Consider the following 25,298-nt stretch of genomic DNA (forward strand, 5'->3'; position numbering starts at 1 on the left):
TCCCAATGTCAGCCGTCGACGTCTTCCTCGACGACCGCGAGCGCCGCGTCGATGCGCTCCTTGGCGCCGTCTAGATGCCGTTCGCACGTCTTCGCGAGCGCCTCCCCGCGTTCCCACAGCGCGATCGAGTCCTCCAGCGGCAGTCCGCCCGCCTCGAGCTTGCGGACCACCTCCACCAGTTCGTCGCGCGCCGCCTCGTACCCGAGTTCGGTCTCGGTCCCGGTAGGACTCACTGGGTCAAGCTCCCCATTCTGCTGCGGACGTGCACCACGACGGTGGCGACGGCCTGGTCGTACCCGACGAACGCCTCCGCGAACTCGGCGCCGTCACCATCCCGCACGGCCTCGTCGATGCGGCCCTCGGCCTCCACGACACGCCTGCGGTGCACCGAACCGTGGCTCAGCCACCAGCGGGTGCCCGCGTACTGCGAGGTCGCCATCGACAGGTGGTGCAGTTCGTCGACCAGGGTCTGGCGACCGGACGTGCAGCCCGCGACCAGCGCGGTCCAGCAGTCGGCGGCCGCGGAGTTGGCGGTCTCCGCCCGGTGCCGGACGGCCTGCGCGCTGTCGCGGGCCAGCGGGTCGGCCGAGCCGTCCGCCGCCGATCCGGCGGCGGCCATCGTCAACGGGAGGAACGTCGGTTCACGAGCCGGTTTGGGCACCACTGCCTCCGTCCTCGGTCACGACCGCGTGCACGGCCCCGTCGGCGACGCGCACGCGCAACCGCGTCCCGGCCGGGGCCTCCGTGGTCGACCTCAGCACGCCGTCGACACCTTCGGGTGTGACGCGTTGCACCACCGCGTATCCGCGGGCAAGCGTGGCCGCCGGTCCGAGGGTCGTCAAGCGGGCCGCCGTCGAGGCGAGGCCGTTCTGCTCGGTGGCCAGCCGGGCGAGCACCGCGCGGCGGCCCCGTTCCCGGAGCCGGTCGACGTCCTCGGCACGGCGGTCGAGCGGACCGTGGGGGTCGGAAAGCGCTGGTCGGGTGCGCAGGGAGTGCAGCAGCTTCCGCTCGCGGTCGACCCAGCCGTGCAGCGCGCGCCGGGCGCGGTCGCGCATTTGGAGTACCCGCTGGCCTTCTTCCGCCACATCGGGAACCACCCGTTTGCCCGCATCGGTCGGCGTGGAGCAGCGGACGTCGGCGACGTGGTCGAGCAGCGGGCTGTCCGGCTCGTGGCCGATCGCGGACATGACCGGCGTGCGGCACGACGCCACCGCGCGGCACAGCGCCTCGTCCGAGAACGGCAGCAGGTCCTCGACGCTGCCGCCGCCGCGAGCCAGCACGATGACGTCCACCTCGACGTCGCGCTCCAAAGTGGACAGTGCGGTGAGGATCTGCGGCACGGCCGTGGGGCCTTGCACCGCAACGTTCACGACCCGGAAGCGGGCGCCGGGCCAGCGGTTGCGCGCGTTCGTCAGCACGTCCCGCTCGGCCGCCGACGCCCGACCGGTGATCAGGCCGATCTTGTTGGGCAGGAACGGCGGCTTGCGCTTGCGGCGCGGGTCGAACAGACCCTCGGCGTTCAGCAGCTTGCGCAGCCGCTCGATCCTGGCCAGCAGCTCGCCGATGCCCACCGCGCGGATCTCGTCCACCCGCAGGCTCAGCGTGCCGCGGCCCGCGAAGAACGCCGGTTTCCCGTGCACGACCACGCGGCTGCCGTCGACCAGCGGCGGCTCCATGTTCCGCACCAGGGCGATCGGGCTGGTCAGCGACATGGACATGTCCACCGACGGGTCGCGCAGCGTCAGGAACGCGGTCGACGTGCCGGGGCGCGCGGACACCTGGGTGATCTGCCCCTCGACCCACACCGCGCCGAGCCGGTTGATCCACTCGTTGACCTTGCGCGCCACCGTGCGGACCGGCCACGGCTGCTCGGCGCTCGACGGGGCGTCCGGCGCGGTCACGGCTGCGCGCGAACGGTGGCGATGCGCCGGTTCAGCATCCCGGTGAACTGCGGGCGGTCGTCGTGGGCGCGCTCGTAGGCGAGCAGCTCCTCCAGGTCCTCGACCGACAGCACGCGCAGCCGGGCGCGCAGCTTGGGCAGCGACAGCTCGTCGTAGACGGGCAGCGCGGCCGGGGGCTCGGCGGCGATCGCCCGCTCCTCCTCGGTCCACGGGTCGTCGTCCACCGGCGTTTCTTCCGGCGTTTCGACCGGTGCCACGCGGACCGGGACGGGTGTCACCAGGGTGCTCTCGTCCTCGTCGAAGGTCGCCCATTCGGGTTCTTCTTCGGGCGGTCGCATCCCGGACAGCACGTCGTCGCCCTTGATGGCGAGCTCGGTCACCTGTTGCTGGAGGCGCATGGACAGCTGCAGGGCCTCGCTGACCACGGTCACGGGCAGGCCCGCGAGCTGCTGCGGAAGAAGGCGGGCCCGCTCCACGGCGGTGACCGCGAGGCCTGCCGCGATGCGGACCGGCAGCGGCAGTTGCTTCATGGGTCCAGCCTGCCCCAAACCCACCCCCCGTGCCTACCTCCCCGACCGTGACGCTGCGCATTTCGGCCTCTCAGCGGTACCCCCGTACCCTGGGCGCATGACCGCACACACTGAATCCGCCGCCCCCAAGCGCGTGCTGCTGGCCAAGCCGCGCGGCTACTGCGCGGGTGTCGACCGTGCGGTCGTCGCGGTGGAGAAGGCCCTCGAGAAGTACGGCGCGCCCGTGTACGTGCGCAAGGAGATCGTGCACAACAAGCACGTCGTCGAGACCCTCGGCGACCGGGGCGCGATCTTCGTCGACCAGACCGACGAGGTGCCAGAGGGCGCGCTCGTCGTGTTCTCGGCCCACGGCGTGTCGCCTGCTGTGCACGAGGAGGCGGCCGCGCGGTCGCTGCGGACCATCGACGCCACGTGCCCGCTGGTCACGAAGGTGCACATGGAGGCGAAGCGCTTCGCCCGCGACGACTACGACATCCTCCTGATCGGCCACGAGGGCCACGAGGAGGTCGAGGGCACCGCGGGCGAGGCACCCGAGCACATCCAGCTCGTGGACACCGCCGAGGACGTCGACAAGGTCGTCGTGCGGGACCCGTCGAAGGTCATCTGGCTGTCCCAGACCACCTTGTCCGTGGACGAGACGATGGTCAGGGTCAACCAGCTCAAGGACAAGTACCCGGACTTGCAGGACCCGCCCAGCGACGACATCTGCTACGCCACGTCGAACCGGCAGACCGCTGTGAAGACGATGGCTCCTTCTTGCGAGCTGGTGATCGTGGTGGGGTCGAAGAACTCGTCGAACTCGGTGCGGTTGGTTGAGGTGGCGTTGCAGGCCGGGGCTCGCGCGTCGTACTTGGTGGATTACGCCAAGGAGGTGGACGAGGCCTGGTTGGAAGGGGTCACGACCGTCGGGGTGACGAGTGGGGCTTCGGTGCCGGACATCCTGGTGATGGACGTGTTGAAGTGGCTGGGGGAGCGGGGGTACGGGGACGTGGAGGAGATCACCACGGCGAACGAGACCATTGCTTTCGCGTTGCCGAAGGAAGTGCGGCAGAGCCGGGTGCGTTGAGTTTGGTTGGTGCGGGCCCCTGCTGATCAGGGGTAAGGTCGGTGGTGGTGTGGCCGATTTGACTTGGGCCCCTCTTTTTGGGCCTTGGCGGTCGGAAAAGGGCAGGTGGTGGTGATCTGCCCGCCGCCGCGAGGGTAGGCCCGAAAACCTCAAGTAAAATCGGCCACGGTTCGTGTTCGGCCCACTTGCCAGCGGCTTTAGGTGTGGGGCGTTCTTGGTTTTGTTTTCAGCAGTGCTTGATGAGGTCGTTCAGTGCTGTCATGACGGTGTTCGGTTGTTCGATGGTCAGGTATTGGTGCGAGGCGTTTTCGACGGTTCGGTGTTCGCCTTTCGGTGTTGATGCCGCGATGGCGGCGTGCATGGTGTGCAGGCCGTTCTGGGCTTGGCACATGAGGTCTTCGGATGCGAATTGGGCCCAGTAGGCGTTGCGGCCGGCGGCGGTGAGGACTGTCAGGGGGACGTCCGGTAGTGGGCCGCCGTGGCGGAGTTCGTCGTAGACGGTGGTTTCCAGATTGGCGCTTTCGCGGAGGCCGGTTCGCCATGCCGTGAGGTGGTGGTCGACCAGGTGCGGCAGGACTTCCGCGGGCCAGTTCGCGTAGAGGTCGGTGAGTGCTGTGCGGGAGGCGACGACGACGCAGCTGTGCGCGCGGATGCCCGACGTGTCCAAGGCGACCGTGTACCGGCACGTCGGGCTGCTCGCCGACGGCGGTCTGCTGGAGGTGGAGGGTGAGCAGCGGGTGCACGGGGCCGTGGAGCGGACCTACCGGCTGCGGCGGGAGCGGGCGGTGATCGACGCGGGTACGGCGGCGTCGGCGACGGTGGAGGACCACCGGCGGGTGTTCGCGGTGGCGATGGCGACGTTGATCGCCGAGTTCAACGGGTACCTGGACCTGGACGGCGTCGATCCGACGGCCGACGCGGTGGGGTACCGGCAGCACGCGGTGTGGCTCAGTCCGGAGGAGGTCGGCGAGATGATCGGGGAGTTGCGGGCGGTGATCGCGCCGAGGATGCGGCACGAGCCCGCGCCGGGGCGCAGGCAGCACCTGCTCAGTCCGATCCTGTTCCCGATCGAGGGGCGGGCTGAGCGGTCGGACTGAGATCGGGGCCGGTCCGTGAACTGGTGAAGGGCCCCGGATCGGGGCCCCTCGTGGTGGTTCTAGTCGTCGTCGCGCGGGCGTGGCCTGCGTGGCGGGGCTGGGCGGTCGCGGGGTTCCGGGCGTTGCCGGGGGGCCGCCGCGCGGTCGGCGGGTGGGGTGGACCTGCGGCGTTCGCCCTGCTGGGCGGGGCGCGGGCGGGACCGGCGGTCCTCATCGGTGGCGGGGGCCGGGCGTTTGGCCTCGGCGGGTGCGGGTTTGCGGCGGGAGGCGGAGTCGGCGTCGCGGTCGCGTTCGCGCGGCCGTTCGGCGCGGGCCTTCTCGACCGGTGGCTTGGGCTTCGCGACCGGCCGCGACGGTCGGTCGGCGCGGTCGTCGCGATCCGCCCTGCGGTCGGCCTTGACCTCGCGGGCCTCTTCTCGGGTCACCCGGTTCGGGTCGCGCTGCCTGGTCACCCGCAGGACGCCGACGACCACGGTGAAGATCGTGGTGATCGCCATCGTCGGAAACCCGTTGATCAGCGGTTTGCCCAGCGTCAGGGCCATGCCGCTGAGTCCGCCCGAGGGCATCCCCTCGGAGACCACGACCACCAGCGGCACCACGATCGCGAGGATCAGCGGTGGTTGGACGATCGGCCCGAACATCGACCGCCGCTCCACGAACACGATCGCGCCGCCGCACCCCAGGAAGAACAGGATCGCGAACACCGTGCCGACCGTCTTCGACGAGCTGACGTCGATGTACGTGCCGATGATGGCCAGCACGAACGCGATCAGCACGGCCGCCCACCAGGGCAGCCCCTTGAAATTGCCGAACAGGGCGCGATCGTTCCAGGCGACTTCGTCCGAGTAGTCCTCGTCGTCGTCCAGCTCGTCAAGCCGCTCGCGCGTCACCGTCACGCACACTCCTTGCTCGGCATCGTCACGGAAGGGGCACACGGTAGCCGGTGCGGTGTTGGCGCACGCTACGGCCGTGGAACGTTCCCCACCCCTACACGCTCCACGGGCCCCTGAGGATGCACCGATCCGGCTCCTATGTCGACGAGGGCCGCCGCGGGCCCGTTAGCACCCGACCGGGCGACACGCGGACCCGGTGGTGCACGGCGCTGCCGGTGCTTGGTCCTAGCGTTGCCCCATGCGTCTGCTGCACACCTCGGACTGGCACGTGGGCCGCACGTTCCACGGTCGGGACCTGTTGGCCGAGCAGGAGGCGGTGCTCGGCGGGCTGGCCGACCTGGTCACGACCGAGCGGGTGGACGTGGTGGTCGTCGCGGGCGACCTGTACGACCGGGCGGTGCCGACCGCGGAGGCCGTGCAGACCTGCGCGCGGGTGCTGACCAGGATCCGCGCGGCGGGCGCGGAGATCGTGATCACGCCGGGCAACCACGACTCGGCGGCGCGGATCGGGATGTTCGGGGCGTTCTCGGCGGCGGGCGGGCTGCACCTGCGCACCCGGATCGGCGAACTGCACGAGCCGGTGCTGCTGGCGGACGCGCACGGGCCGGTGGCGCTGTACGGGATCCCGTTCCTGGAGCCCGAACCCGCACGGCAGGCGCTGGGCCTCCCGGAGGCGCGGGGGCACGCCGGGGTGCTGGCCGAGGCGATGCGGCGGGTCCGCGTCGATCTGGACGGGCGCGCGGGCACCCGGTCCGTGGTGCTGGCGCACGCGTTCGTGTCCGGCGGGGCGAGCAGCGACTCCGAGCGCACCATCGCGGTCGGGGGTGTGCAGGACGTGGCGACGGACGTGTTCGACGGCGTGGACTACGTGGCGCTGGGGCACCTGCACGGGCCGCAGGTGCTGTCCGAGCGGCTGCGGTACTCGGGCAGCCCGATGGCGTACTCGTTCTCCGAGGCGGGCCAGGAGAAGTCGGTCTGGCTGGTGGAACTGGACGAGGGTGGGCTGGTGGGCGTGGAGAGGCGCGAGCTGCCGGTGCCGCGCACGTTGGCGACGGTGCGCGGCGAACTGGAGGACCTGCTGCTCGACCCGGCGCACGACGGGGTGCTCGACAGCTTCCTGTCCGTCGTGCTCACCGACCGGGTCCGGCCGTTGGACGCCTTGCGGCGCCTGCAACGCAGGTTCCCGCACGCGGTGCACGTCGAGTGGCAGCCCACGGGCGGTCGGGACGCCGAGGTGCGGTTTGCGGTGCGCGGCAAGGCGGACGACGAGATCGCGTGCTGCTTCGTGGACGACTGCCGCGGCGAGGAGCCGAACCCCCGTGAACAAGCCCTGCTGCGCGAGGCGTTCGCCGCCTCGGCGAGGGAGGCGCTGTGAGGCTGCACAGCCTCGGGCTGGTCGCGTTCGGCCCGTACCCGAAGCGCGAGACCGTCGACTTCGACCTGCTCGGCGCGGATGGGCTCTTCCTGTTGCACGGCGACACCGGCGCGGGCAAGACGACGCTGCTCGACGCCGTGGCGTTCGCGTTGTTCGGCAAGGTCCCCGGCGCGCGCGGGGACGTGAAGCGGCTGCGCTGCGACTACGCGGACCCGGACGAGCGGACCGTGGTGACGTTGGAGCTTTCCGTGCGGGGCAGGCGGTTCCGGATCGAGCGCAGCCCGGAGTACCTGCGGCCGAAGAAGCGCGGCGGCGGGTTCACCAAGGAGCAGGCCAAGGCGTCGCTGACCTGGATCAGCGGGTGGCACGGCGACGGGCACACCCGCATCGACGAGGTGGCGCTGGAGGTCGAGAACCTGCTCGGGATGAACGCCGAGCAGTTCTTCCAGGTCGTGCTGCTGCCGCAGGGCGAGTTCGCGAAGTTCCTGCGGGCGGACACCGGTGAACGCGAGAAGCTGCTGGAGAAGCTGTTCGGCACCCAGCGGTTCCTGGACGTGGAGAACTGGTTCCGCGAACGCCGGACCGTCGCGGGCCGGGAGCTGGAAGCGCACCGGCAGGACACCCGCGGGCTGGTCGAGCGGATCTCCGAGGCCGCGGGCGAGGACGTGCCGGAGATCGGCGACGACGAGTGGCTCAGCTCCGTGCTGAAGCTGCTCGGCGAGTCGGCGGACGAGGCGGAGTCGGTGGCGCGGGAGGCCGCGACGGCCCGTGACGCAGCCGATTCGGTGTTGGCGGCGGCGCGCGCGGAATCCGAGCGGGTCCGGCGGGTGCGCGAGGCGCGGAGGACCGCGGCGGCGTGCGACGAGGCCGAGCCGCGGCGGCTGGCGTGGGTGGCGGAGCGGGACGCGGCGCGGCGGGCCTCGGTGGTCGTGCCCGCGCACGAGACGTCGGCCCGGCTCGCGCGGGCGCTGGCCGCGGCGGAGTCCGCCGAGGCGGCGGCGTTCACGACGCTGGGGTCCTACCGGGGCACCGATCTGCGCGGCGACTCCGAGCGGCTGCGGGAGGAGGCGGGCGGGCTCACCCGGCTCGCCGAGGAGGCCGAGCGGCAGAAGCAGGACGTGGCGGCGGCGTTCGCGCTGGCCGAGCGGCACGCGGTGCTCGAACGGCAGGTGGCGGCGGTCGACCCGACCCTGCCTGCGTGGGTCGCGACGGCTCGAACCGCGCTGGAACAGGCCACGGTCGCGGCGGCCAGGCTCGCCGAGGTCGAGGCGTCGGCCGACGCGGCCCGACGGCTGCCCGCCGCCCGGTCGGAGCTGACCAGGGCGTCCGACGGGCTGCGCGCGGCGATCGACGCCCACCAGAACGCCCAGGGGACGCTGCTCGACGTGCGCAAGCGGCGGCTCGACGGGATGGCCGTCGAGCTGGCGGGCGCGCTGACGACGGGCGAGCCGTGCCTGGTGTGCGGGTCGGAGGCCCACCCGGCCCCGGCGCGGCCGGTGCTCGACGCGATCGGCGCGGCGGACGAGGACGCGGCGACGGCCCGCGAGCACATCGCGGCCAAGCGCCGGGCGGCCGCCGAGCAGACCAGGTCCGCGGCCGAGCACCGGCTGGAGGCGCTGACCGGCGTCGTCGACGGGCGGGACCCGGCGGAACTGCTGCGCGAACACGAGGAGACGGCGCTGCTGGCCCGTTCCCGGTCCGAGCGCGCGGCCGCGCTCGGCACCCTCGAACGGCGGCTGGAGGAGACCACCGCAGCCCACGCCGCCGCGAAGGAGGAGCTGGTCGGCGTGGCCACCCGGCGCGCGGCGCTGGAGGAGACCGTCCGCGAGCGGACCCGGCGGCTGGACGACGCCCGCGGCGACTTCCCGGACGTGCGGGCCCGCCGGGCGCACCTGCTCGACCTGGCCGACGCGCTGGTGCTCGCCGCCGACCGGAGGGCCGCGGTCGCGGACCACGTGACCAGGCTGGAGGAGCAGCGGGTCGAGACGTCCGGGCTGGCCGCGAAGGCCGGGTTCGCCGACGTGGAGGAAGCCCTGTCGGCGGCGCGGACGGACGCCGCGCTCGCGCTGCTGGACCAGCGGATCTCGTCGCTGGCCGACCGCCGTGCGGCCGCCTCCGCCGTGCTGGACGAGCTGGCCGACGTGGACCCGGCCGCGGAGGTGGACGTGCCCGCCGCCGCGGCGGTGTCGCAGGCCCGGCGCCAGGAGGCGGAGCGGACCGCGTCGGCGCTGTCCACGGCGCGCACACGGGTCCGGCGGGTCGGTGAGCTGGCGGGCGTCCTGCGGTCGAAGTGGGTCGAGTTCGAGCCCGTCGAGGCGGCGTTCGCGGAACTGGACGCGCTGACGGACGTGATCAACGGGCGCGGGCAGAACCACCGGCGGATGACGCTGCGCACCTACGTGCTGGCGTCGCGGCTGGAGGAGGTCGCGCTGGCGGCCAGCACGCGGCTGGAGCGGATGAGCCAGGGGCGGTACCGGTTCGTGCACTCCCTGGAGGCGGGCGCGCGGGGGACGCGCGGCGGGCTCGGGCTGGACGTGCTGGACGATTACTCGGGGCAGCAGCGGCCCGCGAAGACCCTGTCCGGCGGCGAGTCGTTCCTGGCGTCGCTGTCGCTCGCGCTGGGGCTGGCGGACGTCGTGGCGGCGGAGACCGGCGGGGCGCTGCTGGACACGCTGTTCGTCGACGAGGGCTTCGGCACGCTCGACGCCGACACCCTCGACCTCGTCATGAACACCCTCGACGAGCTGCGCGCGGGCGGCCGCGTGGTCGGGCTGGTGTCGCACGTCGAGGAACTGCGGACCCGGATCCCCACCCGGTTGCGGGTCCGCAAGGCCCGGACCGGCTCGACGCTGCAGGTCACCGCGTAGACTCACCGCTCGTGAGTTTGACCCTCGGCATCGTCGGCCTGCCCAACGTCGGCAAGTCCACCCTTTTCAACGCGCTGACCCGCAACGACGTGCTCGCCGCGAACTACCCGTTCGCGACCATCGAGCCCAACGTCGGTGTCGTTCCGCTGCCCGACGCACGCCTGGCGAAGCTCGCCGAGATCTTCGGCTCCGAGAAGCTGGTGCCCGCCGTGGTGTCGTTCGTCGACATCGCGGGGATCGTGAAGGGCGCGTCGGAGGGTGAGGGGCTGGGGAACAAGTTCCTGGCCAACATCCGCGAGGCCAACGCGATCTGCCAGGTCGTCCGGGTCTTCGACGACGCCGACGTCGTGCACGTCGACGGTCGGATCGACGCGGCCAGCGACATGGAGACGATCAACACCGAGCTGATCCTCGCCGACCTCCAGACGTTGGAGAAGGCCGTACCCAGGCTCGAGAAGGAGGCGCGGACCCAGAAGGACCGCCGCCCCGCCCTCGAAGCCGCCCAGCAGGCCAAGGCCATCCTCGACAGCGGCCGCACCATGTTCAGCGCGAAGTCCGAAGTGGACAACGACCTGCTGCGCGAACTCAGCCTGCTCACGACCAAGCCGTTCCTGTACGTCTTCAACGCCGACGAGGGCGTCCTCACCGACGAGGCGAAGATGAAGGAACTGCGCGAGCTGGTCGCCCCGGCCGACGCGGTGTTCCTGGACGCCAAGGTCGAGTCGGAACTGCTGGAGCTGGACGAGGAGTCGGCTCGCGAGCTGCTGGAGTCCATCGGCCAGCACGAGCCCGGCATGTACTCGTTGGCGCGCGCGGGTTTCCACACCCTCGGGTTGCAGACGTACCTGACGGCGGGGCCGAAGGAGGCCCGGGCGTGGACGATCTCCCAGGGGGCGACCGCTCCGCAGGCCGCCGGGGTGATCCACACGGACTTCGAGCGCGGGTTCATCAAGGCCGAGGTCGTGTCCTACAACGACTTGGTGGAGTCCGGGTCCAAGGCCGCGGCGAAGGCGGCGGGCAAGGTGCGCATGGAGGGCAAGGACTACGTGATGGTCGACGGCGACGTGGTGGAGTTCCGGTTCAACGTGTGAGTTCCCGTCCTGGTTCGGACGACCTCGCAGGTTCGGTTGAGCGGGTCGGTGCCGCTTTTCGAAGGGGGCCCTTCATGCCCATCACGGCGAGCGAGGCCCGCAGGGATCTCTTCGCGCTCATCAAGAGGGTCAACGACGACCGCGAGGCCGTCGAGATCGTCTCCGAGCACGGGAACGCCGTACTCGTCTGCGCTGAGGACTACGCCGCCCTGTGTGAGGGCTCGTACCTCCTGCACTCGCCCGCGAACGCCCGCCGCCTGCTGAAGGCGTACGGGAACGCCCTCGATCGTGTCGGCCTCGCCGAGCGCGACTTGATCTGACGAACGCTGGATGCCTGCCGGGATCAACAGGCTCATGGCGGATGCCTGCCACGAGCCTTTCGCCGGCATCGGCAAGCCGGAGCCGTTGAAGTACCACTTGGCCGGAGCCTGGTCACGGCGGATCGATGACGAGCACCGCCTCGTCTACCTGGTCGCGGACGAGGAGATCATCATCCTCGCCGCCCGCTACCACTACTGATCATCCTCTGTTGACGTCGTCCTGCCGCGCTGACCTGCTCGCCCGTGCCTCATCCGCAAAGGCGCCTCAGGAAGTCCACCTCCCCGATCACCTCGATCCGGTGCCCCCTGTCGAGCAGGTCCCGCGCCACCCGCTGCTCCCCGCTCTCCACCCTCCCCGGCACGAACAGGTCCGGCTCCGGCGTCCCCACGACCAGCACGTCGGTCTTCGACGTCACTCCCGGCACGGCCTGAGCGCCCGCTTCGGCCAACCGGTACTGGGCCTCGATGCGGGGCATGGTGGTCAACTGGCCGGTGAGGCAGACGTTGAGGCCGTAGAACAGGCCCCGGCGGGTGGACGGCGGGACGCGTTGGGCGCCGGTCCACGTGTGCGCGGTCTGGTGGCCGAGGCGGATGCGGAGGGTGTCGAGGAGGTCGTCGACCTCGTCGACGCCGTGCAGGCGCATGGCGGCCAGGAGGATCTCCGCGGCGGTGTCGGCGTGGCCCTGGGTGTCGCTGCCCAGGGCGACACCGGCGGCTTCGGCGACGTGGGGGAGGCGGTAGGCGAGCAGTTGCCAGGTGCGGCGGGCGATCATGAGGGTGCAGGCGTAGCGGAGTTCGGGCCACGGGACGCGGGTCGCTGTGCAGGCGTTGCGGATGACGCTCATGTCGAATCCGGCGTTGTGGGCGACCAGGGGCCTACCGTCGGCGAATTCGAGCATTCGTGCCAATGCTTGCGGCCATTCGGGCGCATTCGCGACCGTATTCGCCGTTATTCCGTGGATCGACGTGTTGAACGGGTGGAACCCGCCGACGCCCGGCGGCTTGACGTACGTGCTGAACCTGTCCGCGATCCGACCGTCCCGCACCAGGCTCATGCCCACTGAGCAGGCACTCTCCCGTGACCAGTTGGCGTTCTCGAAGTCGATCGCCACCCATTCAGCGCTCACTGTTCCCCCATCCAGGGTGCGTGGTCATTCGCCCCATCGGAATCGGGTGCCTTCCGCGTTACAGCATCGACGTACTGCGAAATGGCGGTTCTACAAGGAAAGTGACCGCCGGGTTCAGCCGATCCGCTTGGGGAAGAGGGCGTTCAGATCGAGGTCGATCTCGAACGGCAGCGTTCGCCGCAGCGTTTCGCGGAAGATCCCGGCTGGGGCGTACGCCCCAGTCGGCTGGTCCAGTTCGTAGACGTGGACCACCGGCATCGTGCCCTCGCCCTCGATGCACCAGTGGTGCCGGATCCCGGCTTCGGCGTACTTGCGGAGCTTGACCGTCCGGTCGCGGTGCGCGGACTCGGGCGAAACGACCTCGACGACCAGCAGCACGTCGTCCGGTGCGTACCAGGTCCGGTCGGGGTCGTAAGCGGCGGTGGTCGCCAGGATGTCGGGTTCGGGGCGGTTGCGCGCGTCCAGGCGGATCGTCATCTCCCGTTCCACCTCGACGCCATCCGGTGCCTGTGCCATCAGGTTCGTCGTCAGGGCGGTGACCAGGCGGCCGTGCCAGGACCGTTGTGGCGACGTCATGAAGACAAGGGCTCCGTCGATCAGTTCGGTGTGGCGTGGTGCTTCCGGAAGGCGGTCCAAGTCCTCCGCGAACCAGCCTTCCTCGCGCGGTGGGCGCATCCACTTGGGCAAGGCGGTCATGGTTTGACGGTAGCGGCTCGGTGGGGTTCGGGCCACGAGAGCCGCGGCCCTCCCGCGCGGTGAAACGAATCGATCACCAGCGCGATGGACAGGCATGGTCACCGACACCTCACCCGCCCTCCTGTCCGCCCGCGCCGCCGACGGCCGTCCGATGAGCGGGCACGTGGTCGTCCACCGGAGCGGGGAGGTGGTCGTGGTGCGGGTGGTCGACGTGCTGGGGGAGGAGACCGCGGCGTGGGACGCGATGGTGACGCCGGAGACGGCGCGCAGGGTGTTGGACGAGTGCGCGGGGCGGGCGCTGCTGGCGTGGGAGGCGGACAAGGCGCTGGAAGTGGTGCGGGAGTTGGAGGACGTGGCGGGGGTCACGTCGGTGGAGCGGGTCGTGGTGGGGATTCCCGAGGCGCTGGCGGAGATCGCGGAGGCGCGGGAGGCGTACGCGGGGGCTGTGGCGGAGCACCAGGCGGAGCACCGCGAGTCGCGGGACCTGCGGTGGCTGGTGGCGTTGCCGGAGCCGTTGCCCGAGACGGCCGAGCAGTTGCGGAGGCGGGCGCGGATCGTGGTGGCCGGTGAGCACCCCGAGGCCGACCTGATCAGCAGGCTGGGCACGTGGCTGGTGCTGCGGTGGCAGGAGAACGTCGAGGTGCTGGAACGCCGCGAGTACATGCGCGAGCGGTTCGGTGCTCCGTCGGTGCTGCCGGAGCGCTGGGAGAAGCTGGTGGCGGACGCCAACGTCTGACGCCAGGGTCGGAAATGGCAGAAGGGCCGCCCCGGTCCGGGACGACCCTTCGGTGTTGTCGCTGTCAGTGGAGCTGGTGACGGCCTCGGGCGGCGAGCGCCAGCACGCCTCCGGCGGTGAAGAGCATCCCTACTGCGGCGACGACTGCCACCACGATGTCCGCGGTCATGGTTCTCCTCGTGGTTGTTGACTCCCGGTAGTAGTGACGTTCGGGTACCCCGTTTTTGCTCCCGCAGTCACCTACTTCACACTGGAACTACCGTCGACCGAGGAGGCCCCGCGTGAACCCGCGTGCCGTGGAAGCCCGCGTGCTCGCGATCGCGCCGTGGCTGCTGGGGCTGTCCCTGTTGGGGCAGTTGACGATGGTGGCGTTCCAGACGCAGATGACCATGATCGACCTGATGGTCTACCGGAACGGCTCGCCGGAGCTCTTCACGGGTTTCCTGTACGACTGGCGGCTCAGCGAGTTCTCGGACAAGTTCGCGCTGCCGTTCACCTACCCGCCGTTCTCGGCGCTGGTGTTCGTGCCGCTGTCGTGGATCCCGTGGGGCGCGGCGCGCTGGTTCTGGCAGATCCTCTGCCTGGCCTGCCTGTACTGGCTGATCCGCACGGCGCTGAGGATGATCGACGCCGAGCACCTGTCCCGGCGCGCGATGCTGTGGACGGCGCTGGCGATCTGGGTCGAGCCGGTGCGCACCACGCTGAACTACGGCCAGATCAACCTGCTGCTTTCCGCTGTGCTCCTCGCCACCATGGCAAGTTCCCGCCCGTGGGTGGCGGGGTTCGGCGTCGGGGTGACCGCGGGGATCAAGCTGACGCCGGCGGTGTCCGGCGTGTACTTCCTCGGCACCAAGCGGTTCGCGGCGGCGATCTGGTCGGTCGTGGCGTTCGGGCTGACGGTCGGGCTGGGGTTCCTGATCGCGCCGCAGCTGTCGGCCGAGTACTGGTTCCACCTGCTCGGCGACGCTACCCGCATCGGCCCGGTCGGCTCGTCGATCAACCAGTCGCTGCGCGGGGCGCTGTCGCGGACCGTCGGCTACGACGTGCAGAGCGGGCCGATCTACCTGGTGGCCGTCGCCGTCGCGGTGGGGCTGGTGGTGTGGGCGCTGCGCGAGGCGCTGCGGGCCCGGCAGACGCTGGCCGCGATCGTCGTGGTGCAGGTGTTCGGGCTGCTGGTGTCGCCGATCTCGTGGAGCCACCACTGGGTGTGGGCGATGCCCGCCCTGATGTGGCTGCTCTACGGCCCGGCGAACCGGCACCGGCTGGTCAACGCGACCGCGATCGTCTGGGTGCTGTCGATCGGCAGCTTCCTGATCTCGTTCCTGCTCATCTGGCAGGACTCCATCTGGACCATCCCGCGCCCGTGGTGGGAGTCGTTGCTCGGCTGGGTCTACCCGGCCTCCGGCCTGCTCACGCTGGTGGCGATCGCGGTGGGCCTGCGGGCCCTGGAACCGGGCCCGCAGACCGAACCCGTCAGCAGCCCGGTGTCAGAGCCGCAACCTGCTGACCAGCGCTGAGGAACGCACCCACGCCGAACGCCGCGCTGTCGTCCGCGCCGGCCCGCCGGTGCGACCCGCGGGCCTGCACGTAGCCGAACAGGCCGCTGTCCCGCAACGCCGACGTGGTCAGCGCGGTCCAGCCCCGCCGCACGACGGGCAGGTACGCGTCCCGGTCGAGCACGCCCGCGTTGATCCCGGCCGCCAGGGCGTGGGTGATCAGCGCGGTGCTGCTCGACTCCTGGCCGCCGAACAGCAGCTCGGCGTTCCAGAAGCCGTCCGGCCTTTGCAGCCACCGCAGCGACTCCGCCGACCTCTTCAGCGTCCGCGCGTACTCGGCGCGGTCCGGGCTGTCGGCGGGCAGCGCGAGCACGGCCTTGGCCAGCCCGGACACCGCGAAGCCGTTCGCCTGCGCGTTGCCGAGCCACAGCCCGGTGAAGTCGTCGAACAGCCGCCGCTCCGCGTCCCGGAACAGCGTCCGCGCCGCGTCCAGCAGCGCCTGGTCCGAATCCATCACGCCGATCCGGACGAACGACGGCAGCGACATGGCCAGCGCGTCCGGCGTCGACCAGTACCGGGTGCGGCCCTGCGCGACGCTCGCCGCCTCGGCGGCCAGGTTCGCGCGCAGCGGGTCGAGGACCCGGTCCTCCTGGTGGAAGAACCACACGTCCAGGTAGGCCTCGCCGGAGGCCTGCGGGTCGGCGGCGAACGGGTGCGCCGGATCGAGCGGCAGCTGCCACCGGTTGGCCTCGGTCCACGGCCACGTCTTGTGGTTGCTGATCCCGGTCGTGCGGACCTGGGCGAGGTTGCCGACGTGGAACAGCGCGTTGGACCAGTTGTTCGCGGCCTGGTCCGTGTCGTGCTCGACCCAGTAGGTGGACGACTTGACCATCAGGTCGGTGACCCCGCAGCCCGCGGCGGGTGCGGGGTCGGCGACCGCCGGAGGGGCGACGGCCAGGCCGGTGGCGAGCAGGCCCACCGCGACGAGCGCGGTCCTCCGAATTGACATCAGCACTGGTGCCTCCTGGAGCGGAGGCGGCGGTGATCCCATCGAACCGGGCGCGAGCTGATCACGCAAGGGACGAAACGGCCACCGTGAGCTGCGGTTTCGTTCCGGTCGTGGAGGCCGCGGAACACCGCGGACCGGTTACCCGAGCGCCTCGACCACGCCGTCGATCTCGGTGGCGAGGCCGATGTCGAGCGCGGTCACGCCGCCCTTCGAGTGCGTGCTCACCCGGAACGTCAGCGTGCGCCAGCGGATGTCGATGTCCGGGTGGTGGTCGTTGTTCTCGGCGATCTCGGCCACCCGGTTCACCACCTGGATCGCCTCCGCGAAGCTCTTCAGCTCCACGATGCGCATCAGCGCGTTCTCCTGCGCGCTCCAGCTCGGCAGCGCGCGGAGGGCTTCGGTCACCTGGTCGTCGGTCATCAGTTCGGCCATGGCCCTGATGGTCCCACCGAGTCGCGTACGCTGCCGCTTACCACGGGAGTCCGGTGCTGCGCCGGGCTGAGAGGAAGGCGCGCGAGCCTTCGACCGTCCACACCTGATCCGGGTCATGCCGGTGTAGGGAGAGATGATGCTTCGCCGAGTTCTGTTCGCGTCCGCATGCCTTTCGCTCGTCGCGGGGTGTTCCCTGAGCGGCGGCGGCGGCGGTTCCGCGCCCGCCGCGGGCGACCACGTCGTCACGCTGGTGACGCACGACTCGTTCGTCGCCAAGCAGGAGACCCTGGACGCCTTCAAGTCCGCCACCGGGATCACGGTCAAGCCGCTCGCCGGCGGTGACGCCGGGGCGCTGACGAACAAGCTGGTGCTGACCAAGTCCAACCCGATCGGCGACATCGCCTTCGGCGTCGACTCGACGTTCGCGTCGCGGGCGCTGGCCGAGGACGTGTTCGCCGAGTACCGGAGCCCCGAGGCGGACAAGGGCTCGCAGCGCTACGAGGCCGACTCCAGCGGCAGGCTGCACGCCGTCGACGTCGGGGACGTGTGCCTCAACGTCGACGTCGCCGGGCTGGCCGCGAAGGGCGTGCCGGAGCCGAAGACCTACGACGACCTGGTCGACCCGAAGTACAAGGACATGCTGGTGGTCGAGGACCCGGCCACCTCCTCGCCGGGGCTGGCGTTCCTGCTCGGCACCATCGGCAAGTACGGCCCCACCAGCTGGTCCGAGTACTGGACCAAGCTCAAGGCCAACGGCGTCAAGGTCGTCAGCGGCTGGGAGGAGGCCTACAACCAGGACTTCTCCGGGTCCGCGGGCAAGGGTCCGCGGCCGATCGTGGTGTCGTACGCGTCCTCGCCGTCGGCCGAGATCGGCGACGACGGCACGCCGCGCACCAAGGCGCTGCTCGACACCTGCTACCGGCAGGTCGAGTACGCGGGTGTGCTGGCGGGCGCGAAGAACCCCGAGGACGCCAGGAAGGTGCTGGACTTCCTGCTGTCGGAGCAGTTCCAGGCCGACGTGCCCGAGCAGATGTACGTGTACCCGTCGCGTGAAGGCGTGCGGCTGCCCGAGTCGTGGACCAAGGCGGCGCCGCTGCCCAAGACGTCGCAGACGTTGCCCGCGGACCAGGTCAGCGCCAACCGCGAGCAGTGGGTGCAGCAGTGGCGCACGCTAGTAGTGGGCTGATCCCCCAAGGCACCGGCTGGGCGTTCGCGGCATTGGTGCCGCTGGTGTTCCTGGGCGTCTTCTTCGCCTGGCCGGTGCTCGCGATCGTGCGCCTCGGGCTGCGCGACGGCGGCGTCGGCGCGGTGCTGGCCTCCGCCGGGACGTGGGAGCTGGTCGGGTTCACCCTCGGTCAGGCCGCCGCGTCCACGGTGCTCGCCCTGGTCACGGGGCTGCCGGTGGCGTTCCTGCTGGCGCGCTGCAAGGTCGCGGGCACCGGGTTCGTGCGCGCGGCGGTGATGGTGCCGTTCGTGCTGCCGACCGTGGTGGTGGGCCTGGCGTTCCGGGCGCTCTGGCCCGACGGAGGGGTGCTGCCGATCGTGCTGGCCAACGCGTTCTTCAACGTCGCGGTGGTCGCGCGGACCGTCGGCGGGCTGTGGGCGCACACCGACCGCCGGGCCGAGGACGCCGCCCGCGCGCTGGGCGCGTCCAGGCCGCGGGCGTTCCTGTCGGTGGTGCTGCCCGCGCTGCTGCCCGCGATCGGGTCGGCGGCGTCGGTGGTGTTCCTGTTCTGCGCCACCAGTTTCGGCGTGGTGCTGGTGCTCGGCGGGGCGCGCCACCGGACGTTGGAGACCGAGATCTACCTGCGCACGGTGGAGCTGTTCGACCTGTCCGGCGCGGCCGCGCTGTCGCTGCTCCAGTTCGCCGCGGTGCTCGCGGTGCTGCTGCTGGGCGGGCTGGCCCGGCGCAGGCGCGAGACCGCGCTGTCGTTGCGCGGCAACGCCGAGGTGGTGCGCAGGCCGACCGGCGGCGAGTGGGGGGTGGTCGGCGTCGCGTTCGCCGTGGTGCTCACGCTGCTCGTCCCGGTGGTCGGCCTGGTCCTGCGCTCGCTGTCCACTGTGGACGGTTGGAGCCTCGCGGGCTACCGGGCGCTGTCCGGCACGGGGGAGCGCGGAACGCTCGCCGTGTCCGGGGTCGACGCGGCGGTGAACTCGCTGCGCGCGGCGACCGACGCGACGCTGTTGGCGCTGTTCATCGGCGTGTTCTCCGCGGTCGTGCTGATCGGGCTGCGCCGCGGCCGGGCGCCCCGCGGTGTCGGCGAGGTGCTGGACACCGCGCTGATGCTGCCGCTCGGCGTGTCCGCGGTGACGGTCGGCTTCGGCTACCTGATCACCATGGACGCCCTGCCCGGCGACCTGCGCACCTCACCCGCGCTGGTGCCGCTGGCGCAGGCGCTCGTGGTCACGCCGCTGATCGTGCGGATGGTGCTGCCGGTGCTGCGCGCGGTCGACGAACGGCTGCGGCAGGCCGCCGCGACGCTCGGCGCGAGCCCGTGGCGGGTGTGGCGCGAGGTCGACCTGCCGCTCGCGGGCCGGTCCCTGCTCGCCGCCGCCGGGTTCGGGTTCGTGGTGGCGCTGGGCGAGTTCGGCGCCACCAGCTTCCTGGCCCGTCCCGACTCGCCGACGCTGCCGATCGTGATCGCCCGGCTGATGTCGCGGCCGGGACAGCTCAACAGCCAGATGGCCTATGCGGCGTGCGCGCTGCTGATGGTCGTGACGGTCGCCGCGGTGCTGCTGATCGAACGGCTGCGCGTGCCCAGTGGTGGGGAGTTCTGATGTCGTTGCTGATCGACGGGGTCGACGTCCGCTACGGCGCCGTCACAGCCGTGTCCGGGGTCGACCTGACCGTCGACGACGGGGAGGTCGTCGCGCTGCTCGGCCCGTCCGGCTGCGGCAAGTCGACTCTGCTGCGCGCGGTCGCGGGCCTGGAACGGCCCAGCGCGGGCACCGTCCGGTGGGACGACGAGGACCTGGCGGGCGTCCCGGTGCACCGCAGGGGGTTCGGGCTGGTGTTCCAGGACGGGCAGCTGTTCCCGCACCGCGACGTAGCGGGCAACGTGGCGTTCGGCATGAGGATGCACGGCGTGGAGGCCGAGGCGCGGCACAAGCGCGTCGCCGAACTGCTGGAACTGGTCGGCCTGGGCGGCTACCAGAAGCGCAAGGTCACCGAGCTGTCCGGCGGCGAGCAGCAGCGGGTCGCGCTGGCGAGGGCGCTGGCGCCCCGGCCCCGGTTGCTGCTGCTCGACGAGCCGCTGTCCGCGCTGGACCGGGCGCTGCGCGAGCAGCTCGCGGTCGACCTGGCCCGGCTGCTGCGGGAGGCAGGCGCCACCGCGCTGGTCGTCACGCACGACCACGACGAGGCGTTCACCCTCGCCGACCGGGTCGCCGTGATGCGCACGGGACGAATCCGGCAGGTCGGCCCGCCCACCGAGGTGTGGCGGTCGCCGGTCGACGTGGAGACCGCGAAGTTCCTGGGGTGCAACCGCGTCCTGCCCGCCGACGTCGCCCTCGACCTGCTCGGCATCACCGTGCCGGGCCGGGTCGGCCTGCGCTCGACGGCGCTGCGCGTGGACGCTTCGGGGCCGTTGGAGGGAGTGGTCGCGGAGCGGGTGCACCGCCGCGACCACGTGCGGCTGCTCGTGGTCGTGCGGGGCGAGGAGTTCGAGGCCGTCGCCCCGATCGCCGAACCACCCGCGCTCGGTGACCGGGTGCGGCTGTCGGTGGACTCCGACGGGCTGGCCGTGTTGCCCGGTTAGGTCGGGAACGCGGCCGGCGGGTGGTAGGCACCTGGTCCAGAAGCCGCTGGCGGTGTCCTTGGTCTTCTCGTGACGGATCTCGGTGTAGGCCAGGTGGAGTCGTCCGAGTTCGGTCAGGGCGCGTTGGTGGGGCCTCCGGTGGCCGGCCCAGGACGTTCACATTGCCCGCGTGAAGACCTGGAAGACCTCCCGCGACCCGGACTACACGGCTACGAAGGCGCGGGTGGAACACCTGTAAGCGATCGCCGACCGCTAAATCGCGCCCGAGCCGGACGATCCGGAGGTGGTGTTCTGCCTGGACGAGTTCGGGCCGCTCAACCTCCAACCGCACCCCGGCCGACAATGGGCCGATCGCGGGCCCAGACCCCGGCGGCGGGCGACCTGCACCCGCCCGCACGGGGTCCCGCACCTGTTCGCCGCCTACGACCTGGCCTGCGACAAGCTCTACGGCCACGTCAAGAAGACCGAGAACCGGACGAGGCTCCTGGAATTCAGGACGAGCACCTACGTGCAGTCGTCGACAGGGCGAACGTTGTCCGATGCGGCTAGCCGTCCTTGGTGACCAGTCGGATGGCGGCGAGTGACAGGCCGATCACCAGGTAGCAGGCGGCCAGGCCGGTGCTGTTCCACAGTTCCGCGGTGGGCATCGGGTCGCGCATGACGTCCGCCAGTCCGTCCCACGCCGAGGTGATCAGGTAGGGCTGGAGCCAGTCCAGGGAGCTGAACGCGCCGAGCACGGCGAACACGATGAGTCCGGCCATGGTCGCGGCCATGACGACCAGGGGGTGTTCGGTGCACGCCGAGATGGACAGCGCCACGGCGGCCACGGCCCACATCTGGAACGTCACCAGCAGGATGGTCAGCACGATTCGGCCGAGGGCCGCGCCGACGGACAGCGTGGTGCCGGAGATCGTGAGCATCCCGTTCATGCCGAACAGCGCGATGCCGGTGATCGTGCCGACGAACGCCATCAGCGTCACCGCGAACAGCGACATCGCGGCGATGCCGAACGCCTTGACGCCGAGCAGCCGGACCCGGCCGACCGGCGCGACCATCAGGCCGCGCAGCGTGCCGCTGTTGGCCTCGCCCGCCAGGCCGTCGGCCGCCCAGATCGCGCCGACCAGCGGCAGCAGCAGCGGCAGCGACAGGAACAGCGTGAAGATCGGCAGCACCAGACCGTTGCCGGAGATGATCGCGGCGAGACCGGGACCGGCGGGGCCGTCGGTGTTGTCGACCGCGAACCAGAGCCCGATCCCGGCCAGGACGGGTACGACGCACAGCAACCCGAGGCCGATCACGGTGCGCGGGCGGCGCAGGATCCAGCGCAACTCCGATCGCAACTGCCTGGTCAACGGAGCGCGCGTGGCGACCGCGGCGGTCATCGTGCCCTCTCGATGGTGTCCACAGTGGACAGGTGGTCGGACTCCCCGGCCTCGGTGAGCCGGGCGAACAGGTCTTCCAGCCCGGTGCGGGTGCGGGTCGCCTCCTGGATCTCGACGCCCGCCTCCACCAGCGTCCGGAACACGACGGGCGCGGTCGTGCCGATCAGCTCGACCCGCACGCCCTCGTCGGAGGGACGGGCCGAGATGCGGGCGGCGCGCAGCGCGTTCAGCGCGCTGTCCACATCGGACGTCGTCACCTGGAGCGCGGAGCTGTCGGCCCGCAGCAGCTCGGCCAGTTCCCCCTGCGCCACCACGGTTCCCCGGTGCAGCACGGCGACGTGCGTGCAGATCGCCTCGATCTCGCTGAGCAGGTGCGACGACACCAGCACCGTGCTGCCCGCGGTGTGCAGGTCGTGCACGACCTTGCGCACCTCGCGGGTGCCCGCCGGGTCGAGGCCGTTGGTCGGCTCGTCGAGCACGATCAGCTTGCGCGGCACCAGCAGGGCCGCGGCCAGCCCCAACCGCTGCTTCATGCCCAGCGAGTACCCCCGGTACCGCCGGTGCGCGGCCTGCGCGAGGCCGACGCGCTCCAGCGCGTCCTCCACCGCCTGCTTGATCGACCCGGTCGCCAGCAGCGGCTCGAACGCCGCGTTGCGCCGGAGGTTCTCCCGCCCCGACAGGAACGGGTGGAACCCCGGCCCCTCGACCAGTGCACCGACGTGCGGCAACGACTCCGCTGCCCCGTCCGGCAACGGCCTGCCGAGCAGCTCGACCTCGCCCTCCGTCGGCCGCACCAGCCCCAGCAGCATCCGGATGGTCGTCGTCTTCCCGGACCCGTTCGGCCCGAGCATGCCCATCACGGCGCCCTCGGGCAGGTCGAGGTCGACCCGGTCGACCGCGACCGTGCTCCCGTACGTCTTGCGCAGTCCCCGCGTGCGGGCGGCGAGGACCGGGGTGGAGCCCGCCGAGGCCGACTCCACCCGCGCGCTGGTCGAAGTGGTCACTTCAGCACCTCCCTGCGGGGACGCGGCTTCCGTTCCTGTCGGTGCATCTCGTTGTGGTCCGTTCCCTGTGTGCCCGCTACCGCCATCGCGTCGAGCCGACCACGGCTCGGCGTGAAGCGTTGGCGAGGCGGTGCGGATGCCGTCGCGTGGTGTTCACCGACGCGATCAGCGTGAGGTGGTCTCTTCGGGGTGGTGGTGGACGGGTGCTCGACGTGGCGGTCCAGGCCAAGGTGATCGTCCTGGCCGGGAGGACTGTTCCACGCGAGTGGTCGGCCGAGGTCGGCGCTGATGCCTTGATCCAGGCGGTTCGCGACCGCCACCGGGCGTACCGCGACTTCTTCGACGAGGTGGGTGGGCGCAAGGGCGTACGCGCGGGGAAACCGGGGTTCTAGTCCAAGAAGGACACCCGCTGGTCGTCCAGGCCCACGCGCAACAGGTGTGGACTCCGTGCCGACGGGTCGTTGTCCTCGGCGAAGTTCGGCGACGTGCGCGTGCGCCGGTCCCGTGCCCTTCCATCCGAACCCGGCTCGGTGCCGATCACCAGAGGTCCTGGTGGTGGGTTCCGCGTGTCGTTCGTGGTCGAGCGCGAGGCCGAGCCGTTGCCCCGCGTCGCGCAGGAGACCGGGATCGACCTCGGTTCGACCGCGTTCGCCACTGTGGCCGTGGATGGTGGCACCCGGCCTCGCACCACCTCGATCGGCGACCCGTGTTCCCTGAAGCCCTGGTTGCGCAGGCCGCGGCGGCCGGAGCGGGAGAAGGCGCGGCATTCGCCGGGGAGCCGCCCTCGCGCGAAGACTCGCGGAAAGGTCGCCCTCCGGCACGGGAAGATCGTGCGCTCGCGCTTCGACCACCCGCACATGACGGCTCTTGACCCGAACGTCACCGGGCTGCGGCGCGACCGCGAGGTCGCCCGAGCCGTCGGCGATGCCGGTTGGGCGCGGTTGGCCCGAACACGGGCCCGGAAGGCCGAGTTCCACGGTCGGACCCTGCACCGGATTGACCGCTGGTACCGGAGCAGCAGGCTCCGCACCGACCGCGGGCACCCGGCTGGACGACGGCCGCCGCACATCCGGACCCGCGAAGGGTGCGGCGCGGTCCACGACCGGGAGGAAGGCGCCGCGCAGAGCATCATCGCCGCCGGGTGGGTGGAGAGGCGAAACGCCTGTGGACACCATGTCGGACCTCCCTTCGGGTGAGCAGTGGTGGACGGAGCAGGAACCTCCCCGGGCTCGGCGCGCGCCGAGCCCAGGGAGTCCCGAGCGACTAGCGCGCGCTGGTCGCGGTGGTCACTTGACCTGGCCGATCGCCTCGGTGAGCACCTGCTCCGGCACGGCGCCCAACGCGACACGGCCGTCGTCGGCCAGCAGCACGTTGCCGATCTTGCTGCTGATCAGCGTCCCACTGCCCCACGAGCCGCTGACCTGCTTGCCCAGTTGCTTGAGCAGGGCCTGCGGGTCGAGCTGGTCGGCACCGCCGCGACGGGGCCGGTCGGACTTGCCGGGCTCGTCGGCGGGAGCCTGGAGGCCGCCGAACTGGTCGGACGGGATCTTCGCGACGATCACGCTGTCCCAGCCGTCGCCGACGACCTGCGGCGCCACCTGGCCGAGCACCTTCTCCGCCTCGGCCTTGTCCTGGTCGGACGGCTCCTCGAGCTTCTTGTCCTCGACCTTGGCACTGGCGGACGGGGTGAACTGGAACAGACCCGCGTCCTGGGCGCCGACGGTGATCTCGGAGAACCCGACCTGCACGGCCGCCTCGTCGGTGCCGTTGGTCAGCACGGCCACCCGCAGCGGCATCCGCAGCTCCGAGTCGACCGCGATGCGCACCTCGCGCAGCACCGTCCGCTCGGTGGGCTTGGGCGTGAACACCAGCTCGTAGGCCGACCGGTTGGCCACGCGGGCCGTGCCGTCGACGCTCACGGTGCTGGTCTTCTCGATCTCGCCCACGACGTCGCGCGCCAGCGACAGCGGGTCGAGCGGCTTGCCGTCCTGGCCGAGCCCCAGCCCCAGTTCGGGCTTCGCGTCCGGCTCGACGGCGCCGTGCGGGGACTTGGTGACGGTCTGCGTCTCCGAGTTCCACGTCCAGAGCGTCTCGCCGTCGTCCACGATGGTGCGCTCCGAGTTGCCGCTCGGCATCGACACCCGCGCCCGGCCTTGACCATCGGTCCACATGCGGATCTGGCTGGCGCCGTCGGTGAGCTGCGGGATGCCCGCGATGGTGGGGATGCCGAGGCTGTTGTTCACGTCGACCGTGCCGCCGAACGCCGCGGGCTTGGCCGTCAGGACGGACTCGACCAGGGACTGCGCGTCGACCTGCGGCAGCTCGGGGGCGGGCCCGGCGCCGGCGGGCATCGCCAGCACCCCCAGACCCGCTACCCCGGCGACGACTCCGGCCGCCGCCACGGCCACGGCCACGGTCACCTTTCTCCTGTTCATGTCCCCTCCTCCACATGCCGGTCGGCCCTGTGCCGTCCGACACCTCAGACAGTGCCCGGATGGAACTGAGATCGCGCTGAGAG

At 71.4% G+C, this 25,298-nt stretch carries 27 protein-coding genes, 1 pseudogene and 1 riboswitch; of the genes and pseudogenes, 15 read left to right on the forward strand and 13 right to left on the reverse strand.

The annotated features are described in order from the left end of the window. Window positions 1–8: 8 nt before the first annotated feature. Genes RM788_RS29615 through RM788_RS29630 form a run of 4 tightly spaced genes read right to left on the reverse strand, consistent with a single transcriptional unit; the run spans window position 9 to window position 2,431 of the window. The gene (locus RM788_RS29615; RefSeq protein ID WP_315921127.1) at window positions 9–233 is read right to left on the reverse strand and encodes an exodeoxyribonuclease VII small subunit; all 225 of its coding nucleotides are present in this window, start codon (window positions 231–233) and stop codon (window positions 9–11) included. Further along, a complete protein-coding gene (locus tag RM788_RS29620) occupies window positions 230–661 on the reverse strand; it encodes a sugar ABC transporter substrate-binding protein (RefSeq protein ID WP_315921129.1) in 432 nt (143 codons plus the stop codon). The genes RM788_RS29615 and RM788_RS29620 overlap by 4 nt, the downstream gene beginning before the upstream one ends. Beyond that, window positions 642–1,901, reverse strand: coding sequence for an exodeoxyribonuclease VII large subunit (gene xseA, locus RM788_RS29625; protein WP_315921132.1), 1,260 nt, complete (start codon window positions 1,899–1,901; stop codon window positions 642–644). The genes RM788_RS29620 and xseA overlap by 20 nt, the downstream gene beginning before the upstream one ends. After that, the gene (locus RM788_RS29630) at window positions 1,898–2,431 is read right to left on the reverse strand and encodes a lipid droplet-associated protein (protein WP_315921134.1); all 534 of its coding nucleotides are present in this window, start codon (window positions 2,429–2,431) and stop codon (window positions 1,898–1,900) included. The genes xseA and RM788_RS29630 overlap by 4 nt, the downstream gene beginning before the upstream one ends. 97 nt (window positions 2,432–2,528) lie before the next feature. On the opposite strand from RM788_RS29630, the gene RM788_RS29635 reads away from it, so the two are divergent. Continuing rightward, entirely contained in the window at window positions 2,529–3,497 is a 969-nt protein-coding gene (locus RM788_RS29635) for a 4-hydroxy-3-methylbut-2-enyl diphosphate reductase (RefSeq protein WP_315921136.1), read from the forward strand. 226 nt (window positions 3,498–3,723) lie between these two features. Here the strand turns inward: RM788_RS29635 and RM788_RS29640 are convergent, their stop codons facing one another. After that, window positions 3,724–4,164, reverse strand: a complete 441-nt coding sequence (locus RM788_RS29640; protein WP_315921138.1) for a hypothetical protein — start codon at window positions 4,162–4,164, stop codon at window positions 3,724–3,726. Between RM788_RS29640 and RM788_RS29645 the strand changes: the two genes are divergently transcribed. After that, window positions 4,148–4,594 (forward strand): ArsR family transcriptional regulator, encoded by a 447-nt coding sequence (locus tag RM788_RS29645; RefSeq protein WP_399340443.1) that lies wholly within the window; start codon window positions 4,148–4,150, stop codon window positions 4,592–4,594. The two genes, RM788_RS29640 and RM788_RS29645, sit on opposite strands and share 17 nt — an antisense overlap. 59 nt (window positions 4,595–4,653) lie before the next feature. On the opposite strand, the gene RM788_RS29650 is transcribed toward RM788_RS29645, so the two are convergent. Further along, window positions 4,654–5,490, reverse strand: a complete 837-nt coding sequence (locus tag RM788_RS29650; protein WP_315921142.1) for a DUF6542 domain-containing protein — start codon at window positions 5,488–5,490, stop codon at window positions 4,654–4,656. A gap of 235 nt (window positions 5,491–5,725) precedes the next feature. Here RM788_RS29650 and RM788_RS29655 point away from each other — a divergent pair, with 235 nt between their 5' ends. The 5 genes and pseudogenes from RM788_RS29655 to RM788_RS29675 form a co-directional block, all read left to right on the forward strand. After that, window positions 5,726–6,862: an exonuclease SbcCD subunit D gene (locus tag RM788_RS29655; protein ID WP_315921144.1), complete on the forward strand. Its 1,137-nt coding sequence runs from the start codon at window positions 5,726–5,728 to the stop codon at window positions 6,860–6,862. Next, window positions 6,859–9,729: an AAA family ATPase gene (locus RM788_RS29660; protein ID WP_315921147.1), complete on the forward strand. Its 2,871-nt coding sequence runs from the start codon at window positions 6,859–6,861 to the stop codon at window positions 9,727–9,729. The genes RM788_RS29655 and RM788_RS29660 overlap by 4 nt, the downstream gene beginning before the upstream one ends. An 11-nt stretch (window positions 9,730–9,740) precedes the next feature. After that, complete coding sequence (ychF, locus tag RM788_RS29665; RefSeq protein WP_315921149.1) at window positions 9,741–10,820, forward strand: redox-regulated ATPase YchF; 1,080 nt, start codon at window positions 9,741–9,743, stop codon at window positions 10,818–10,820. Window positions 10,821–10,894: 74 nt separating this feature from the next. Continuing rightward, window positions 10,895–11,140, forward strand: coding sequence for a type II toxin-antitoxin system Phd/YefM family antitoxin (locus tag RM788_RS29670; RefSeq protein ID WP_315921151.1), 246 nt, complete (start codon window positions 10,895–10,897; stop codon window positions 11,138–11,140). After that, window positions 11,139–11,339 (forward strand): annotated as a pseudogene (locus tag RM788_RS29675) (Txe/YoeB family addiction module toxin); the annotation flags it as partial. The gene RM788_RS29670 and the pseudogene RM788_RS29675, both read left to right, overlap by 2 nt. A gap of 49 nt (window positions 11,340–11,388) precedes the next feature. On the opposite strand, the gene RM788_RS29680 reads toward RM788_RS29675, so the two are convergent. Both RM788_RS29680 and RM788_RS29685 read right to left on the reverse strand, forming a co-directional pair. Continuing rightward, window positions 11,389–12,267, reverse strand: a complete 879-nt coding sequence (locus RM788_RS29680) for an exonuclease domain-containing protein (protein WP_315921153.1) — start codon at window positions 12,265–12,267, stop codon at window positions 11,389–11,391. Window positions 12,268–12,381: 114 nt separating this feature from the next. After that, a complete protein-coding gene (locus RM788_RS29685) occupies window positions 12,382–12,963 on the reverse strand; it encodes a Uma2 family endonuclease (RefSeq protein WP_315921155.1) in 582 nt (193 codons plus the stop codon). Between the two features lie 94 nt (window positions 12,964–13,057). Here RM788_RS29685 and RM788_RS29690 point away from each other — a divergent pair, with 94 nt between their 5' ends. After that, on the forward strand, window positions 13,058–13,699 hold the full coding sequence (locus tag RM788_RS29690) for a DUF6218 family protein (RefSeq protein WP_315921157.1): 642 nt from the start codon (window positions 13,058–13,060) through the stop codon (window positions 13,697–13,699). Window positions 13,700–13,980: 281 nt separating this feature from the next. Continuing rightward, window positions 13,981–15,216 (forward strand): mannosyltransferase, encoded by a 1,236-nt coding sequence (locus tag RM788_RS29695; protein ID WP_315921159.1) that lies wholly within the window; start codon window positions 13,981–13,983, stop codon window positions 15,214–15,216. On the opposite strand, the gene RM788_RS29700 is transcribed toward RM788_RS29695, so the two are convergent. Beyond that, window positions 15,173–16,204 (reverse strand): glycoside hydrolase family 88 protein, encoded by a 1,032-nt coding sequence (locus RM788_RS29700; protein WP_315921161.1) that lies wholly within the window; start codon window positions 16,202–16,204, stop codon window positions 15,173–15,175. The two genes, RM788_RS29695 and RM788_RS29700, sit on opposite strands and share 44 nt — an antisense overlap. Before the next feature lie 138 nt (window positions 16,205–16,342). After that, window positions 16,343–16,636 (reverse strand): 4a-hydroxytetrahydrobiopterin dehydratase, encoded by a 294-nt coding sequence (locus RM788_RS29705; protein ID WP_315921163.1) that lies wholly within the window; start codon window positions 16,634–16,636, stop codon window positions 16,343–16,345. Between the two features lie 32 nt (window positions 16,637–16,668). After that, a riboswitch (TPP riboswitch) is annotated at window positions 16,669–16,783 on the forward strand. Here RM788_RS29705 and RM788_RS29710 point away from each other — a divergent pair. From RM788_RS29710 to RM788_RS29725, 4 genes are all read left to right on the forward strand, one after another. After that, window positions 16,773–17,822, forward strand: a complete 1,050-nt coding sequence (locus RM788_RS29710) for a thiamine ABC transporter substrate-binding protein (RefSeq protein WP_315921165.1) — start codon at window positions 16,773–16,775, stop codon at window positions 17,820–17,822. (Overlaps the previous riboswitch by 11 nt.) After that, entirely contained in the window at window positions 17,798–19,414 is a 1,617-nt protein-coding gene (locus RM788_RS29715) for an ABC transporter permease (protein ID WP_399340453.1), read from the forward strand. The genes RM788_RS29710 and RM788_RS29715 overlap by 25 nt, the downstream gene beginning before the upstream one ends. After that, window positions 19,414–20,394: an ABC transporter ATP-binding protein gene (locus RM788_RS29720; protein ID WP_315921167.1), complete on the forward strand. Its 981-nt coding sequence runs from the start codon at window positions 19,414–19,416 to the stop codon at window positions 20,392–20,394. Before RM788_RS29715 ends, RM788_RS29720 begins: the two co-directional genes overlap by 1 nt. Window positions 20,395–20,677: 283 nt before the next feature. Further along, on the forward strand, window positions 20,678–20,956 hold the full coding sequence (locus RM788_RS29725) for a hypothetical protein (RefSeq protein ID WP_315921169.1): 279 nt from the start codon (window positions 20,678–20,680) through the stop codon (window positions 20,954–20,956). Here the strand turns inward: RM788_RS29725 and RM788_RS29730 are convergent. After that, entirely contained in the window at window positions 20,940–21,776 is an 837-nt protein-coding gene (locus RM788_RS29730; RefSeq protein ID WP_315921171.1) for an ABC transporter permease, read from the reverse strand. The genes RM788_RS29725 and RM788_RS29730 overlap by 17 nt on opposite strands. Next, window positions 21,773–22,780, reverse strand: a complete 1,008-nt coding sequence (locus RM788_RS29735; RefSeq protein ID WP_315921173.1) for an ABC transporter ATP-binding protein — start codon at window positions 22,778–22,780, stop codon at window positions 21,773–21,775. The genes RM788_RS29730 and RM788_RS29735 overlap by 4 nt, the downstream gene beginning before the upstream one ends. 203 nt (window positions 22,781–22,983) lie before the next feature. Between RM788_RS29735 and RM788_RS29740 the strand changes: the two genes are divergently transcribed. Beyond that, window positions 22,984–23,172 carry a hypothetical protein gene (locus RM788_RS29740; RefSeq protein WP_315921175.1) on the forward strand — a complete coding sequence of 63 codons (189 nt, stop codon included), beginning with the start codon at window positions 22,984–22,986 and terminating at the stop codon, window positions 23,170–23,172. A 174-nt stretch (window positions 23,173–23,346) separates the two neighbouring features. Further along, complete coding sequence (locus RM788_RS29745) at window positions 23,347–23,976, forward strand: zinc ribbon domain-containing protein (RefSeq protein WP_315921177.1); 630 nt, start codon at window positions 23,347–23,349, stop codon at window positions 23,974–23,976. A 90-nt stretch (window positions 23,977–24,066) separates the two neighbouring features. Here the strand turns inward: RM788_RS29745 and RM788_RS29750 are convergent, their stop codons facing one another. Beyond that, entirely contained in the window at window positions 24,067–25,215 is a 1,149-nt protein-coding gene (locus tag RM788_RS29750; protein WP_315921179.1) for a LolA family protein, read from the reverse strand. Between the last annotated feature and the right edge of the window lie 83 nt (window positions 25,216–25,298).

It is taken from the genome of Umezawaea sp. Da 62-37 (assembly GCF_032460545.1).
GTDB lineage: Bacteria > Actinomycetota > Actinomycetes > Mycobacteriales > Pseudonocardiaceae > Umezawaea.